13 protein-coding genes are annotated in these 15,502 nt (G+C 52.1%); 11 read left to right on the top strand and 2 right to left on the bottom strand.

The genetic code is table 11. From position 1 onward, the window contains the following. The first annotated feature begins 6 nt into the window (after positions 1–6). The 6 genes from gmd to NNL38_RS18035 all read left to right on the top strand — a co-directional run bounded on the left by gmd (position 7) and on the right by NNL38_RS18035 (position 7,026). Positions 7–1,131 (top strand): GDP-mannose 4,6-dehydratase, encoded by a 1,125-nt coding sequence (gene gmd / locus NNL38_RS18010; RefSeq protein ID WP_255391825.1) that lies wholly within the window; start codon positions 7–9, stop codon positions 1,129–1,131. Between the two features lie 74 nt (positions 1,132–1,205). Beyond that, positions 1,206–2,180 carry a GDP-L-fucose synthase gene (fcl, locus tag NNL38_RS18015; RefSeq protein ID WP_304414208.1) on the top strand — a complete coding sequence of 325 codons (975 nt, stop codon included), beginning with the start codon at positions 1,206–1,208 and terminating at the stop codon, positions 2,178–2,180. A gap of 64 nt (positions 2,181–2,244) precedes the next feature. Then, complete coding sequence (locus tag NNL38_RS18020) at positions 2,245–3,645, top strand: mannose-1-phosphate guanylyltransferase/mannose-6-phosphate isomerase (RefSeq protein ID WP_255391826.1); 1,401 nt, start codon at positions 2,245–2,247, stop codon at positions 3,643–3,645. 2 nt (positions 3,646–3,647) lie between these two features. After that, positions 3,648–5,018 carry a phosphohexomutase domain-containing protein gene (locus tag NNL38_RS18025; protein WP_255391827.1) on the top strand — a complete coding sequence of 457 codons (1,371 nt, stop codon included), beginning with the start codon at positions 3,648–3,650 and terminating at the stop codon, positions 5,016–5,018. Positions 5,019–5,160: 142 nt separating this feature from the next. After that, complete coding sequence (gene galU / locus NNL38_RS18030) at positions 5,161–6,066, top strand: UTP--glucose-1-phosphate uridylyltransferase GalU (protein WP_255391828.1); 906 nt, start codon at positions 5,161–5,163, stop codon at positions 6,064–6,066. Between the two features lie 75 nt (positions 6,067–6,141). Continuing rightward, complete coding sequence (locus NNL38_RS18035; RefSeq protein WP_255391829.1) at positions 6,142–7,026, top strand: ATP-grasp fold amidoligase family protein; 885 nt, start codon at positions 6,142–6,144, stop codon at positions 7,024–7,026. Between the two features lie 114 nt (positions 7,027–7,140). On the opposite strand, the gene NNL38_RS18040 is transcribed toward NNL38_RS18035, so the two are convergent. Beyond that, complete coding sequence (locus NNL38_RS18040; protein WP_255391830.1) at positions 7,141–7,896, bottom strand: Crp/Fnr family transcriptional regulator; 756 nt, start codon at positions 7,894–7,896, stop codon at positions 7,141–7,143. A gap of 76 nt (positions 7,897–7,972) precedes the next feature. Here NNL38_RS18040 and NNL38_RS18045 point away from each other — a divergent pair, with 76 nt between their 5' ends. The 3 genes from NNL38_RS18045 to NNL38_RS18055 all read left to right on the top strand — a co-directional run bounded on the left by NNL38_RS18045 (position 7,973) and on the right by NNL38_RS18055 (position 11,386). Beyond that, positions 7,973–9,352 carry a hypothetical protein gene (locus NNL38_RS18045; protein ID WP_255391831.1) on the top strand — a complete coding sequence of 460 codons (1,380 nt, stop codon included), beginning with the start codon at positions 7,973–7,975 and terminating at the stop codon, positions 9,350–9,352. A 120-nt stretch (positions 9,353–9,472) separates the two neighbouring features. Further along, on the top strand, positions 9,473–10,138 hold the full coding sequence (locus tag NNL38_RS18050) for a hypothetical protein (RefSeq protein ID WP_255391832.1): 666 nt from the start codon (positions 9,473–9,475) through the stop codon (positions 10,136–10,138). A 309-nt stretch (positions 10,139–10,447) separates the two neighbouring features. Next, positions 10,448–11,386, top strand: coding sequence for a bile acid:sodium symporter family protein (locus NNL38_RS18055; protein ID WP_255391833.1), 939 nt, complete (start codon positions 10,448–10,450; stop codon positions 11,384–11,386). A gap of 59 nt (positions 11,387–11,445) precedes the next feature. Here the strand turns inward: NNL38_RS18055 and NNL38_RS18060 are convergent, their stop codons facing one another. Further along, on the bottom strand, positions 11,446–12,885 hold the full coding sequence (locus tag NNL38_RS18060; protein WP_255391834.1) for an MFS transporter: 1,440 nt from the start codon (positions 12,883–12,885) through the stop codon (positions 11,446–11,448). 69 nt (positions 12,886–12,954) lie between these two features. On the opposite strand from NNL38_RS18060, the gene NNL38_RS18065 reads away from it, so the two are divergent. Both NNL38_RS18065 and trmY read left to right on the top strand, forming a co-directional pair. Further along, positions 12,955–13,785 carry an AraC family transcriptional regulator gene (locus tag NNL38_RS18065; protein ID WP_255391835.1) on the top strand — a complete coding sequence of 277 codons (831 nt, stop codon included), beginning with the start codon at positions 12,955–12,957 and terminating at the stop codon, positions 13,783–13,785. A 1,009-nt stretch (positions 13,786–14,794) separates the two neighbouring features. Then, positions 14,795–15,391 (top strand): tRNA (pseudouridine(54)-N(1))-methyltransferase TrmY, encoded by a 597-nt coding sequence (trmY, locus tag NNL38_RS18070; protein WP_255391836.1) that lies wholly within the window; start codon positions 14,795–14,797, stop codon positions 15,389–15,391. Positions 15,392–15,502: the final 111 nt, after the last annotated feature.

Below are 15,502 nucleotides of genomic sequence, written 5' to 3' on the forward strand. Positions count from 1 at the left end.
AATAATATGTCTAAAAAAGTCGCTTTAATTTCCGGAATCACCGGCCAGGATGGCTCCTATTTAGCCGAATTTTTACTCGACAAAGGCTATGAAGTTCATGGGATCAAACGCCGCTCATCACTGTTCAATACCGAGCGGGTCGATCACATCTATCAGGACAGGCATGAAGGCGATCCTCAGTTCTTCCTGCACTATGGCGATTTGACAGATCCGTCGAACCTGACGCGCATCATCAAAGAAGTGCAGCCGGATGAAGTGTATAACCTGGGTGCCCAGTCGCACGTCGCCGTGTCTTTTGAATCACCGGAATATACCGCCAACGTCGATGCGCTCGGCACCCTGCGCTTACTGGAAGCCATTCGTTTTCTCGGGCTCGAGAAGAAAACCCGTTTCTATCAGGCATCCACGTCAGAGCTCTATGGCCTTGTCCAGGAAACCCCGCAGCAAGAAACAACCCCCTTTTATCCTCGATCCCCCTACGCTGTCGCCAAGCTCTATGCGTACTGGATCACCGTCAATTACCGCGAAGCATATGGCATGTACGCCTGCAACGGGATCCTGTTTAACCACGAATCGCCTCGCCGGGGGGAAACCTTTGTCACCCGGAAGATCACCCGCGGACTGGCCAATATTGCCCAGGGCCTGGAGCGCTGCCTGTATCTCGGCAATATGAATGCCCTGCGCGACTGGGGTCACGCGAAAGATTATGTCCGGATGCAGTGGATGATGCTGCAACAGGAAACCGCTGAAGACTTCGTGATTGCGACAGGAAACCAGATTTCAGTCCGTGATTTTATCCGTCTGTCTGCTGCCGAGTTAGGGATCGAACTGGCATTTGAAGGCCAGGGCGTCCACGAAACCGGCATTGTCATGGCGATCCAAGGCGACAAAGCACCGGCCCTGAACGTAGGGGATGTGATTGTCAAAGTCGAGCCCCGCTACTTCCGTCCGGCTGAAGTGGAGACTCTGCTCGGGGATCCGAGCAAAGCAAAAGAGCGCCTGGGCTGGACCCCGGAAATTTCGGTCCAGCAAATGTGTGCAGAAATGATCGCCAACGATTTGGATCAGGCAAAATGCCATGCCCTGCTAAAAAAACATGGCCATACTGTCACGATCTCCGTTGAAGAGTAGAAATCTTCGGCATGCAGGCGACACATGCACCTGTTTCACTATCCACGTTCATTTCAACCCATCGGTTCAGAATTATGTCATTGAGCAAACACAGCAGAATATTTGTCGCCGGCCATCAGGGAATGGTCGGCTCAGCCATTGTCCGCCAGCTTCGGGCACAAGGATATCAGGAGATTATCACCCGCTCCTCCTCGGCGCTGGATCTGACCAACCAAAGTGCCACCCAGCGCTTTTTCCGGCAGCATTCAATCGATGCCGTCTTTCTGGCGGCCGCAAAAGTTGGCGGGATCCACGCCAATCATGTTCAACCCGCGGAGTTCATTTATCAAAACCTGATGATCGAAGCCAATGTCATTCACGCTGCCTGGGAGAACGGGGTGAACCAACTATTGTTTCTGGGATCATCCTGTATTTACCCCAGACTATCGCAGCAGCCCATGCAGGAGCATGCGCTCCTCACCGGCCCGCTCGAACCGACCAACGAGCCGTATGCCATCGCCAAAATAGCCGGATTGAAGTTGTGCGAGTCCTACACACGGCAATACGGTGTTGACTACCGCAGTGTGATGCCAACCAACCTTTATGGCCCGCACGACAACTTCCACCCGGAGCACAGTCATGTGATCCCGGCCATGATCCGCCGTTTTTACGAGGCCAAGCAAGCGAATGCACCCGAAATCACCATTTGGGGAACCGGCACTCCGATGCGCGAGTTCTTATACGTTGACGATATGGCATCGGCCTGTATTCACATCCTGCAGCTCGATCAGTGCCGGTATCGCCAGTTCACCGCACCGATGCAATCCCATATCAATATCGGTACCGGCCAAGACTGCTCCATCCGGCAGCTTGCAGAAACCCTCGCCCGCGTATCTGATTTTCAAGGTGAACTGAAATTCGATCCGTCCAAACCGGACGGGACGCCACGAAAACTCTTGGATATTTCCCGTCTTCAACAATTGGGCTGGACCGCTTCGACGCCGTTGGAACAGGGGCTGCACCAAACTTATCAATGGTTTATTGAAAATCATCCATTGGTCAGACATTAATTTGCCGTATCTTCCGCTGCTATTTCAGCGCAAGTGAGGATACGTGCTTTGCAGGAGTCATACGATGTTGATACCCGTTATTCTTGCAGGCGGCTCCGGTACCCGCCTATGGCCACTCTCCCGCGCACACTACCCGAAGCAGTTTCTTTCGCTGACCGAGGAAAAAACCATGCTTCAGGCAACCATCGCCCGGCTGGCCGACATGGACACAGGCACACCAATTATCCTATGTAATGAAACCAACCGATTCCTGGTCGCAGAACAGCTTCGCGAGTACGGGCAACTCGGGCAAATTATCCTGGAACCCGTCAGCCGCAATACCGCACCGGCCATTGCCCTGGCCGCGCTGGCCGCTCAGGCTGAGCACAGCGATCCCTTACTGCTGGTTTTGGCCGCGGACCATGTCATTCAGGACCCCCTGGCCTTTCAACAAGTTCTGACGGCCGCAATCCCTGCGGCCAGCAGCGGCAAATTTGTCACCTTCGGCATTGTTCCCACCTGCCCGCATACCGGCTACGGCTACATCAAGCAAGGTAAACCGCTCGATGACGGTTATCGCGTATCGCAATTCGTCGAAAAGCCTGACCAAGCAACCGCTCAGGATTATCTCAATACAGGTGGCTACCTCTGGAATAGCGGCATGTTTATGTTTCGTGCCAGCCGTTACCTGAAAGAATTAGCGCAGCACCGCCCGGCAATCTACGAAGTCTGCCAGGCAGCCTTTCAGAATAGCCGGGAAGATCTCGACTTTATCCGCATTCAAAACGACATATTCAGCCAGTGCCCGGATGAATCCATTGATTACGCCGTGATGGAACATACGACCGACTCCGTTGTCTTTCCGCTCGATGCCGGTTGGAGTGATATCGGCAGCTGGTCATCGCTTTGGGATATTCACCCCAAGGACGAAAACGGCAATGCCGTTATCGGGGATGCGCTCTTGCATGAGAGCCAAAACTCTCTCGTTTACAGTGAACACCGTTTGATCGCCACAATCGGACTGGACAACATGGTGGTGGTTGACACAAAAGACGCCATCCTGATTGCCCGCAAGGATAAAGTTCAGGATGTCAAAACAGTGGTCGAACAGCTGAAAGCCCATGGCCGGGCCGAGTTTGAGTCCCATCGAGAAGTGTATCGCCCATGGGGGAATTATGATTCCATCGATCATGGCGGCCGGTACCAGGTAAAACACATTACCGTCAAACCCGGCGCCAAGCTCTCGCTTCAGATGCATCATCACCGGGCCGAACACTGGGTTGTGGTGTCTGGCACTGCCAAAGTCACCCTAGGTGACCAAGAAATCCTCCTCAGTGAAAACCAGTCTTCTTATATCCCGCTCGGCGTGGTCCATGCGTTGGAAAACCCTGGAAAAATCCCGCTGGAATTGATTGAAATCCAATCCGGGCCCTACCTGGGAGAAGATGACATCGTCCGCTTTGAAGACAGATACGGCCGGAGTTAACTATGCCTGAGACACTGAGCTGTTTTAAAACCTATGATATCCGGGGGAAGTTGGGCGAAGAGCTCAATCCGGACATCGCTTATCGCATTGGTCGTGCATACGGTGAATACTTACAGCCGAAAACCGTCGTGCTCGGGGCTGATATTCGCCTCTCCTCGGAAGCGCTGAAACAGGCCCTGGCAAATGGGCTGATGGACGCCGGTGCCAATGTGCTCGACTTGGGCTTAACCGGCACTGAAGAAGTCTACTTTGCGACATTTTTTCTCAATGTCGATGGCGGGATCGAAATAACGGCCAGCCATAACCCCAAAAACTATAACGGGATGAAGCTGGTTCGCGCCGGCAGCCAGCCTATTTCTGGAGATACCGGCTTGCATGATATCCAGCGCCTGGCTGAAGCAAACTGCTTTTCTCCTGTTCGCCGGCGGGGCACTTACCAACGGCATCACCTTCTGCCCGCATATATCACACATATCCTCAGCTATATCGATACGCAGCAACTCACCCCCCTGAAATTGGTGGTCAATGCCGGAAACGGGGCTGCCGGACATGTGATCGATGCCATCGAAACACAGTTCAAGGCAGAGCAGATCCCGGTGGATTTTATCAAAATCCACCACGAAGCCGACGGCAACTTTCCCAATGGTGTTCCCAACCCGCTGCTGCCAGAATGCCGCGCGTGTACTGCCGATGCCGTCAAGGCCCATGGCGCTGATATGGGTATCGCCTGGGACGGTGACTTTGACCGGTGTTTTCTGTTTGATGAAAACGGTCGGTTTATCGAAGGCTACTATATCGTCGGGCTGCTGAGCGAAGCCTTTTTGAAGAAACAGCCGGGCGCGAAGATCATCCACGACCCACGCCTGACCTGGAATACCATCGACATCGTCACTACGCATGGTGGCCAGTCTGTCCAATCTAAAACCGGTCACGCTTTTATGAAAGAACGCATGCGCCATGAGGATGCCATCTATGGGGGGGAAATGAGCGCACACCATTATTTCCGTCACTTTGCCTACTGTGACAGCGGCATGATCCCCTGGCTGCTCGTTGCGGAGTTGCTCTGTACGACCGGCAAAACGCTATCGGCACTGGTGGACGCCCGTATCGCCGCCTACCCGGCATCTGGTGAAATCAACTGTCAGCTCACGCAACCCGAGGCCACGCTCCGGCACGTACTGGATACATATCAAAGCGAGGCGATAGAAACAGACTTTACCGATGGGATCAGTCTGTCTTTTTCAAACTGGCGTTTTAACCTCCGGCTCTCTAATACCGAACCTGTCATCAGGCTCAATGTAGAGTCCAAAGCAGATATCAACCTAATGCAACAAAAAACAGCAGAATTACTCGCACTATTACGCAGCATCTAATTGTTTACAGGAACACAAGGATCTTTCAGTCACGATTCGAACAACCAAATGACAACTGATGCTTCGGCTCTGTATTTACACGCAAGATCAACATCTAATCTCTTTCCGAAATTCGTTTCAGCAATATTGAACGGAGCAAGATATGATTAAAAAATGCTTATTCCCAGCAGCGGGTTACGGCACCCGATTTTTGCCTGCAACAAAGTCAATTCCCAAAGAAATGATGCCGATTGTGAATAGGCCGCTCATCGAGTACGGCGTCACAGAAGCGATAGAAGCCAATATTGAGGACATCTGTATCGTGACCGGGCGAGGCAAGCACGCCATCATGGATCATTTTGATCAAAACTACGAAATTGAGCATCATCTTCATGGCTCTACCAAAGAAACATTGCTGACGGATACCCGGCAGCTCATCGATCAAGCAAATTATACCTTTATCCGCCAACGTGAAATGAAAGGACTCGGCCATGCGATTCTCACGGGGCGAGAGCTGATCGGCAATGAGCCTTTTGCAGTCATTCTTGCAGACGATCTCTGTGTCAGCCACCACGATAGCGTGTTATCTCAGATGGTCGAGCTATATAAACAGTTCCGCTGTTCAATCGTCGCTATTGAAGAGGTACCGGATGACGAGGCCCACAAATATGGCATCATCACCGGCCAGAAAATCAAACAGGACTTGTTCCGCATCGAAAATATGATCGAGAAACCGGAACCCGGTACGGCCCCGAGTAATATGGCAATTATCGGCCGCTATATTCTGACTCCTGATATCTTCAAAATCCTGGAGCAAACGCCCCCCGGCAAGAACGGCGAGATCCAAATTACCGATGCCCTGTTAACACAGGCCAGAAACGGCTCCGTACTTGCTTACAAATTCAAAGGACAACGGTTTGACTGTGGCTGCGTTGATGGGTTTGTCGCTGCAACAAACTACTGCTACCAACATGTCTATCAAACGACACCCGATCAGCTCCCCCAGCAAAAGACAAGCTCAGTCACCAATATTCAACCAGGTATTAATCCACTCATTTCTAATGGTTAAATCAAGTGATACGCAGGTACTTTCCTTTCACATCGCGATTTATCAACGATCAACAATATCAGTCAGAGGTGATTTATGATACGAGATTTTTTTCTGGCCCTCTTTAAAATGATGCCACAGAAATTACATATCTGGTTAAGATTCAGATACCACGTTGGATACTTCCCTTCATTCAAAAACCCCAGAAGCTATAACGAGAAGCTCCAGCTGAGAAAGTTATACGATAAGAACCCCTTATATCCGATTTGCTCCGACAAACTGGCAGTCAGAAACTATGTCACAGAAAAGATCGGCAGCCAGTACCTGGTACCTCTTTTATATGAAGGCGATGATATTAATAAAGAAGTGCTGGCGTCACTCCATGAAGATTATGTGGTGAAACCAACCCATGACTCCGGGAGCGCCTGCATTGTTCAGCAGGAGGACCACCCCGATTTGGACGCCGTCGTCAGCCAAACCAAACGGGCATTGAACAACGACTTTGGCAAAGAAACGTTAGAGAATTGGTATTCTGACATCAAACCAAGAGTCCTCATTGAAAAAATGCTGAAGAACGCAGACGGAAAAAGCCCCGACGATTTTAAATTTCATGTGTTCAATAGTGACGGCGAGTGCAAAATCATCTTTTCCATCGATTACGACAGACACAAAAACCATAGCCGCACTTTTTATAATGAAGACCTGGAAGTGCTCCCATTCAGTGCAGGGGAATGCGCCAATTATTTCTTACCCATCAAACATCTGGATAACTATGAGGAAATGCTGGACGTCGTCAAAAAGCTGGCTGCTGATTTTGACTATGTCCGAGTCGACCTCTACAACCTGGACGGAAAAATCTATTTTGGCGAGCTGACTTTCGCCCCGCAGTCAGGCTTTTTAAATTTCAGTGATTTCGAATCGGACTATCAGCTGGGAAGCTATTGGAAAATGTCTCCCAAGCAACCTCACTTTTCTTACTAGCTCTCTCTTTCACTTCCGGCAACACATCTGTGCACCAGTACCCGACCAAAGCCAACATCCTGTTGGCTTTGGTCGTTGGGACTCCAGGCAGGCGGCATCAAGCCCCGCGCTTTCCTACCTTTCATCTGGTGCGAGGATATCCTCGACAAATGCCTTCAGCCCGGCAGCATCCAGCAGATTGATTTTTTTATACCCGACCTCAATCAAGCCCTGTTTTTCAAGCACCTTCAACGAGCGACTCAACGTTTGCCGCGTCGTTCGTGCCAGAACCGCCAGTTTATCCTGGGTATAGAAAATCGTCGGCACCGGATCCGACGATTCGCTGTTTAACTGGGCAATCAGTAAGAGTAATTGCGCCACACGCCGCTCATGGCTCAGTATTGACGCATCGGTGGTCCAGCGCATTAACAGGCGAAATCGATCACTGATCATATGGATCGCCAACCGATACAATTCCGGATGCCGATCCGCCGCTTCACGGACATGACGGCAAGGAATCGCCACCACTTTACATTTGGCTGAGCTATAAAAGTGATACGGCGACGGGCGTTCATCAAAACACCCCAGCCAGGTTACCCAATTGCCGGGGCCAAGTACCGCAATACATGCTTCCTCCCCCTCTGCGTTGCTACTGGCAATTTCGATATAGCCTTCGACCACCAGCCGCAAATGGCTGAGTTCCTGATAGGCGGAATTGAGCAACGTTGGCACGGTGTACTTTTCATATTTCGCATGATGGCTCAGCGCAACAATCGCATCCGATGACAAGCCTTGCAGCAATTCATGTTGCTGCAACTGACCCAGCACACTTATGCCTTTGTGAAATGCATTTTTTTTCTGCGGGGTCTGAGATTGTATAGAATTTACCATTCTCCACGTCCATGCGCTGTTAGGGTTGTTAACAACATGTTACATCGCTTGCACATCAATGGACAGGAGAGCGCACATGAGAAAAACCATCCACCTCACACTATCATTAATCTTCACAACAGGAGCGCTGGCACTCAGTACCGCAGTACTGGCAGAGCAAACAGCACAAGACACGCAAACCGCAGCGTACCAGCCGTTGCCCGGCGAACGTAACTGCCTGTTCCGATACGGCCCGGTTTCTGCTGACCCTTACATTAATGTGGCCTACCCAGATGCAGGCGTGCAGTATTGGGGCGCTGCATTTACCGTCCCTGAAGGCGCCAGCCTATACTTGGAAGGGCAATTTCCACACTCCCGTTATATGTCGCTGATCAGCTACGACGAATATGGCCGTCCCATCCAGTCTCTTGCGGATTACCTGATAGAGCCGACGCCCGGTCATACCAATCCGTTCCGCGAAGGTGCGAAGCGCAACAGCAACCAGCGTGATTACCAAGTTCGCATCACCAACACGCCGCCAGACAACGACTACACCAAGGGGATTAAACGAACCAATCAGACGGATAACCTGCTCCATGCGCCTCGCTCGCCTGCCAATCAGCAGGTCATGATTTACCGTATTTATGCTGAAGACAAAGGTCACGGCGTCACTGCAGGTGTGTCTTTACCCATTCCGGTAGTGAAAACCGCGCAAGGTGACACCCTGAAAGGCAAAGCAGCCTGTGATTACATTCAGGCCGAACAGCCACTGCGCGCAAAACTCAGCGCACTGGGCGTCAGCGTGGGTCAATATCGCGCCCTGATTAACCAGCCGGACAAGCCCGATACCCATCCTGCTACGAACCCTTCGACCTGGCACATTCAGCTTGATCGGGAAAGCCTGCTGGGGATCTATACCGGCAATATCAATCCAAACTCTCGCCGCAGTGAAGGCGGTTTCTATCCGAATCTGGATAACAACTATATTCGGACCGTCATTAACCGTAAGCACGGCCCGGTATATGTCCTGCGCGCCAAAGCGCCGACAACCCCCAAAACATACCAGGGTGATCTAACAATGGGCAGCGGCCAACTCCGGTACTGGTCGGTCTGCTCCAACAAGAGCCTGGCCGTTACCAAGGTCAATGACTGCCTGTATGATGAACACATCCCGGTAGATAACAATGGCTATTACACCATTGCTATCAGCCGGGCCGCCGATCGCCCACGCAACGCCTATGCCCAATGTGGTGTCGGCTGGCTACCAATGGCAGATGATGGAGACGGCCTGTTCGACCAAGACGCCTCCATCGTCCAAATCCGCCATATGCTGGCCGATGCCAACTTCAGCCAGGCGATTCAGCAAATTGAGTTCGACAAAGATATCGCCAACGTCATGGGCGAGTTCTACCCCAATACCTTCTATACCACCACCAACAACTTCGAGTTGATGTTTCCCTGCCCACTTGAGGGCTAGTGCTTCACGGCAACATACCGGCTCACCTCAGAAAACCGAGGTGAGCAGGCTTGCAACCTCCCTGAGAACAATGAGCGCGACAGGAATAGCGCGATCCAATGACGTGTAAGGAAACGAATCATGATCAAGAAAACTCTATTAGCAGTACTCTGCCTGACGATGCCGGTTACCGATGCCATGGCGACAATCAACTACTTTGGCGATAAGGATGACCCGACCTCGGTGACTTCATTTATCGGCATGCGTACCGGCACCAACGGCTATGGCGCTATCGGTCAGCTTGGGATCAAGCCCGATCAAAGCCACTGGGCACACAACAGCTTCCTGCAATTAAAAGATGATTTTGAAACAGCCCACCTACGGCACTTTTCACTGTACAAGCGATCCGGAACCGGGCTGTTTCTTGATGCCCAGCACAACAACAGCGGACGGTTTGATGTCAACCGGGCATCACTGGGACTTATCCAGATCATCCCGGTCGGTGAGACAATCCGCGTCAATCCAGCCATTTTATATGGCGAGACCTGGACCACGGACAAGCAAATCGAGCAACGCGCTTTTCCCGATACGCCTATCGCGACCCTGTACACTTTCGTGAAATGGCAGATCCACGACGGCTGGTTCCTCAACCTGGTGCCGCAATATACCTACAGCACCAGTGGAAGGAATATCCGGTTGTTCGAAATGACCACCCAACTGGGATATAACATCTCGCCTCAAACCAGTATGTCAATCAACGCCGATGATGAGGACGAAGTCTGGCTGACCATCAAGCATGCGTTGTAATCCAAACACATACGCTTTCGGGGTGCACCAATCCCGCGGAGTCCCATTGTTGCGACACGCTTCGCGAACCCGCCAGCCAGCCTCCCGGCTGGCTGGTTGAAGGCTGACATCCCAGCGTTCCGCTCCCGCTAGCTTACGCTGCCACTTTCATGGGCCTTAGAGAATTACAACGTCATCAGTAACAAACCCAGCCAGTTACCAATGCCAACAAATGCTTTTCAGCACATCATCGCTTATTCCCTTTCACCGCTATGATTTTGGCCCGGCGTATGGAATATTCTTTTAAAATTCAACACTCAAGGATGAACCATGATAGAACGCATCACGCAGCTATTTCCGCTGTGGGCGGTTGCCTTTTCACTGTGCGCTTTTTTGCAGCCCGCTTTATTTGTCGATCTGAAAAGCCAGATCGTGCCACTACTGACGATCATCATGCTCGCCATGGGCGTGACCCTGTCACCGAAAGACTTTACCAACGTGATCAAACACAAAGTCGCCGTCGGTGTCGGCGTCGCCTTACAGTTTGGCATCATGCCACTGGCCGCCCTGGGGATCAGCCATTTGATGGGCCTGAGTACCGAGCTGACCGTTGGCATGGTGCTGGTCGGCAGTGTGGCCGGTGGCACCGCTTCCAACGTGATGGCGTTTCTGGCCAAAGGCGATGTCGCGTTGTCCATTTCCATGACCGCCATTTCCACTTTGATCGGTGTGGTGCTGACGCCCCTGCTGGTCGCACTCCTCGTCGGACAAAGCGTCGATGTCCCTACTGGCGCCATGCTGCTCAGCCTGGTCAAAATCGTCTTCGCCCCGGTCCTTCTCGGGCTGGTGATCAATACTCTGGCACGCAAGCAAGTCGATAAAGTCCAGCCCCTGCTGCCACTGATCTCCATGGCTGCGATTGTGCTGATTATTGCGATTGTGGTCGCGCTCAATGCCGACAACCTCAGCCGCATCGGACCACTGGTCGCCCTGGCGGTGATGCTACATAATGGGTTGGGTCTGCTGTGCGGGTATCTCGCCTGCCGGTTGCTGAAATTTGAAGAAAAAGTCTGCCGGACGATTGCGCTGGAGGTCGGGTTACAAAACTCCGGGCTGGCCACAGCGCTGGCGATGAAGTTCTTTACCCCGGCAGCCGCAGTGCCCGGCACCATCTTCTCGATCTGGCATAACATCTCCGGGTCGATCCTGGCCGGTTTCTGGTCCAAACGTCAGGGTTCAAAAGCTACGCCGCAAGATACCGTTGCCTGATCATTTCACTGGCAACCACCAAAAACGGGCGCATCTGATGCGCCCGTTTACTTTTCTCCCTAATTCGACAGGACACTCGCCCGGCGGTCACCCCGGACCAGCCAGACCGCCGGCAGGACACACGCCAGCGTGACCAGGGTTAAGCCCATCAACACCGGCTGAAATGTTGCCGAATGTACGTCCTTCACATACAGTATCGCAACCATCGCCGGCCCGACAGAGGCACCCAGCAAGGTCAGGATCCGTGATAACGCACTGGCATCCGGGGTTTGTGTGGGCTCCAAGTCATGATAGGCATGCGACATCCCCAACAAGGTCAACAACCCAATGCCGGCCCCACGCAGGACCATGGTCAACGCGATGAGGGGAGCGCTTCCCTGAATGTCCGGCCACAGAAACGGTACGGTTCCCAGGACAGCAAGGCCGCAGCCCAGCAACGCGGTATTCCCGACGCCAAACCGCTCACACAGGGTTTTTAGGTAGGGACGGGAAATCAACGCCCCGAGGCCATGTGCACCGACCCATACACTGGCCAGCCATTCACTGTGTCCAAATCCCTGAATGAACATCAGGGGCAGCGCAAACAGTCCACCGTAAAAACTGATACTCGAGAGAAACAGCAGCCCCATCGAGGCACCAAAGGATCCCACACTAAAAACCTGTAACCGGATCAGCGACTGCTCGCCCCGTTTTCGTGTATGCCGCACAAACAGGAACAGCAAGCCAGCCCCGATTAAAGATGCCCCCGCAGTTTCAAGCCAGTGCCCCCCTCCCTGGCGGCCCAGATCAGACAAGGACGACAGGCTGAACATCAACAAGATCAGTGCCGGTGCGAGTACCATAAACCCAAGCCCGTCAAACCGGTGGTTCGCCTGTGAAGGCGCGCCAGGCTTCCGCACTTGCTGCAGATCATCTTTAGCGATCATCATCCAGCCCAGCACAATGGCCACCAACCCAATCGGCAGGTTGATATAGAAAATCATCCGCCAGTCGCCTATATGAAGGAGGTATCCCGCCAGCAGCGGCCCGGCAATCGGGGCCAGGACCGTCGGCACCGCCATCGTCGCCATCGCCGTTTTCAGCAGCGGTTTCCCCACGGTGTGGACCAAAACAGTCTGCATTACGGTCATCAGGATCCCGGCCCCGACCCCCTGTACAGCGCGGCTCACCAGCAGCCAGTTGATTGTGGGCGAGACGGAACACAACCCGGAGCCTAAAGTGAAAATCACCAGCCCGGTGATCCAGAATGTTTTTGCCCCCCACTGCCGAGTTGCCCAGGCACACACCGTCACCGTCACGGCAGCAACCAGGGTATACAGCACTGAAACCCACTGTATTTGGGTGACAGACGCTGAAAGGCTGGCTGACAGATCCGGCAGCGCCACCCCCAGAATCGTGGCATCGATCAGCGGTAAACAAACCCCGAAGATCAAACTGACGATGACCCAACGCTGTTCACGGCTGAACGCCGTATTATTTCTATCACTCTGATTTTTCATGCTAAGCTCCTATCGAACCGATCCGGAGACTATTTATACCCGGCATGAAGCTGAGTGAATTTCGTATATATGGCAAAAAGTATCGAGAATCAGTCAATCCGCCATGATCCGTCCATGGAGCCCATGACGCATCTGGATTTGAACGAACAAACGCCGATCCGGGCAATCGCCAAACAAGTCGTTGAGCGGGCGGAAGTCGAGCTTCATCACCACCCCTGGGGACAGATGGTGTTCTCTGATACCGGCGTCGTGCAGGTCAAAACTCCGCAGGCTGCGTACCTGGTGCCACCGCAACACGCGGTCTGGATCCCACCCGGAATCGCCCATGCCGCTTCCCTGCTCGAGCGGGCGCAGATCTTTTCCGTCTATATGCTGCGGACTAATCGCTACTTTCACGATGCCGTATGGCAAAACAGCTGGGGAGAATGCCACTGTTTTCAGGTGAGTGTATTGCTCCATGAACTGGTGCGGCGCATCGCCACCCAAACCGTCCATGACCTTGGCGAGGATAACTACACCGCCATTTGTACCCTCATCAGCACAGAAGTCATCCAGGCCGAGTCGGTACCCGTCGGACTGCCCATGCCCGCAGATAAACGCCTGCGCCACTTATGTGACTTGTTCCTCCAGGCACCGTTGCAAAGTACGACGCTCCCGGTGTTAGCAACCCAGGTCGGGGCAAGTGAGAGCACTATTGCCCGGCTGTTCAAACAGGAACTACAAATGACGTTCAGCCAGTGGCGGCAACAAGCTCTGTTGACCAGTGCAATCGGCATGGCAGCGAAAAAAATGGCCATCAGCACCATCGCCCAAGAACTGGGTTATTCAACCCACAGCGCTTTTGCGGCCATGGTCACCTCACTGGTCGGCAAACCGCCGAAGGCATTTCTCTATCGGTGATAATACCAATCGTAGTCAGTAACTGGTCATCCTAGCTTGTTAAAACGCTCGATAACTACGTTAGAATTTTTGATTGTAGAATCACTACTTATCTAAAAATTCTGCCTTGTTCTCAAGCATTTTTCCGACGCTATTTCTGATCACTGACTGTGATTGGTATAAGAACGGCGCACTGGAAGAAAATCGAAAAAAATATGTACAACTGAGAAAAAACGTGTATAGTTCCCGCTCCTGAGATTGATTCACACCATCCCTCAGTTCAGAAAACCTCAGAACCACTTCTCTGCGTACGTTTTTCGATGTGTCTACACAAAGCATCTTCGGCATTCAGTTGACCGGGGCTTGGCGATTTTCACCGCCGTGCTTTCTGACCATTGAACTTCAAGGCCGCTTTCGGCCATTGACATCCTAAGCGTTTTAACCAGTGAGTTACCCGTTCATCGGCCTGATCCGGCAGACCATTTAGTCTTACCGATCATCCGTGGGTCCTGAGTGTTCACCGAATCGAATTTCATTCATCGTGCTTTGGCAATCGCTTTGCGGCCAGGCATCACTGAATGACTTCACCATTTGATTATTGATTAGGAGTACAACAATGTCCCGAACCACAGGCCGTCAACGATTTTGGTTTCACAGTCGTCATCAAAACAGTCATCAAACAAGGAAAAGATCAGATTGAATATTTGCTTTCATTTATTGCAAAACAAAACATCGTGGAAAGCGGTGATCCACCAGCTCAACAGCGATATTTTAGCCAGACATGTGTTACACCACGGCGGCGTTTCCAGCCTGGATTTGAATTTCAGTTACTGCGAACAAACCGCCACCGGAAAAATATTGGACAAAAGCACCCTCATCGGTCACTTTTCAGTGCGATAACGCGTATACTCCGCCACAAATATCCTGTCATCCTGCCGTACCTCGGCTCCCCAGTGTCATCTGACCCGTTAAGATGCCGCTTCCCAGAACGAAGACGCAGGATCGCAACAAAAAACAAAGGTAAAAAGTCATGCGCACGTTTGTATTACGAGCCCGCTCTGCCCCAACTGACAGTGAAAAACTGATGGCTGAAGTCGGCGGCAGTTGCCACACTGAAATTCTGGCCCATTGCACCATGAATGCCCTGTTTATGGCCCAGTCTCATCGTGAGGATACAACCATCCACTTAGTCTTGGAGAGCACCCAGGACTATAGCCGGACCGTGACGATTAACGCCAATGAGATGACCCAGGTTGGTGGATTTCACGAAGCCGCCCTGCTTGAAATCGTTCGCCAGGCGCTCGTGGCATCGGCTGGCATGACCAAAGAGCAGATGCGTCACGTTCAGCCCGGCGTCACGGTGCGTACCATCAGCTTTGAAGCACTGCTGAAAGAGCTGACCCAAACGCATTCTGTCTACATGATGGATAAAAAGGGCGATTCCATTCGAGACATCACCCTGGCAGATAACCCATGCTTTATTCTGACCGACCATATCCCGATGCCGAAAAAAACCATGAATTCTTTAAAACGCCTCGGGGTAGAGAAAATCAGCCTGGGGCCGAAAATGCTGTTCGCTTCTCAGTGCATCACACTGATCCATAATGAGTTAGATCACCAGATGTAATTGAACGCTGGATCTGATTTCATCAGGTCCGGCATCAATCAACCTGCCTGAAACATATCATAAAAAATAAATAGAATTGCTATCGATCTTAAAAGGGAATTTCAGGTACTG

Origin of the sequence: Photobacterium atrarenae, from assembly GCF_024380015.1 — a bacterium.
GTDB lineage: Bacteria > Pseudomonadota > Gammaproteobacteria > Enterobacterales > Vibrionaceae > Photobacterium > Photobacterium atrarenae.

Excerpts from the sequence above, each read along its gene's own strand:
- gmd (WP_255391825.1), top strand. The coding sequence starts at position 7 with ATGTCTAAAAAAGTCGCTTTAATTTCCGGAATCACCGGCCAGGATGGC.
- fcl (WP_304414208.1), top strand. The coding sequence starts at position 1,206 with ATGTCATTGAGCAAACACAGCAGAATATTTGTCGCCGGCCATCAGGGA.
- NNL38_RS18020 (WP_255391826.1), top strand. The coding sequence starts at position 2,245 with ATGTTGATACCCGTTATTCTTGCAGGCGGCTCCGGTACCCGCCTATGG.
- NNL38_RS18025 (WP_255391827.1), top strand. The coding sequence starts at position 3,648 with ATGCCTGAGACACTGAGCTGTTTTAAAACCTATGATATCCGGGGGAAG.
- galU (WP_255391828.1), top strand. The coding sequence starts at position 5,161 with ATGATTAAAAAATGCTTATTCCCAGCAGCGGGTTACGGCACCCGATTT.
- NNL38_RS18035 (WP_255391829.1), top strand. The coding sequence starts at position 6,142 with ATGATACGAGATTTTTTTCTGGCCCTCTTTAAAATGATGCCACAGAAA.
- NNL38_RS18040 (WP_255391830.1), bottom strand. The coding sequence starts at position 7,896 with ATGGTAAATTCTATACAATCTCAGACCCCGCAGAAAAAAAATGCATTT.
- NNL38_RS18045 (WP_255391831.1), top strand. The coding sequence starts at position 7,973 with ATGAGAAAAACCATCCACCTCACACTATCATTAATCTTCACAACAGGA.
- NNL38_RS18050 (WP_255391832.1), top strand. The coding sequence starts at position 9,473 with ATGATCAAGAAAACTCTATTAGCAGTACTCTGCCTGACGATGCCGGTT.
- NNL38_RS18055 (WP_255391833.1), top strand. The coding sequence starts at position 10,448 with ATGATAGAACGCATCACGCAGCTATTTCCGCTGTGGGCGGTTGCCTTT.
- NNL38_RS18060 (WP_255391834.1), bottom strand. The coding sequence starts at position 12,885 with ATGAAAAATCAGAGTGATAGAAATAATACGGCGTTCAGCCGTGAACAG.
- NNL38_RS18065 (WP_255391835.1), top strand. The coding sequence starts at position 12,955 with ATGGCAAAAAGTATCGAGAATCAGTCAATCCGCCATGATCCGTCCATG.
- trmY (WP_255391836.1), top strand. The coding sequence starts at position 14,795 with ATGCGCACGTTTGTATTACGAGCCCGCTCTGCCCCAACTGACAGTGAA.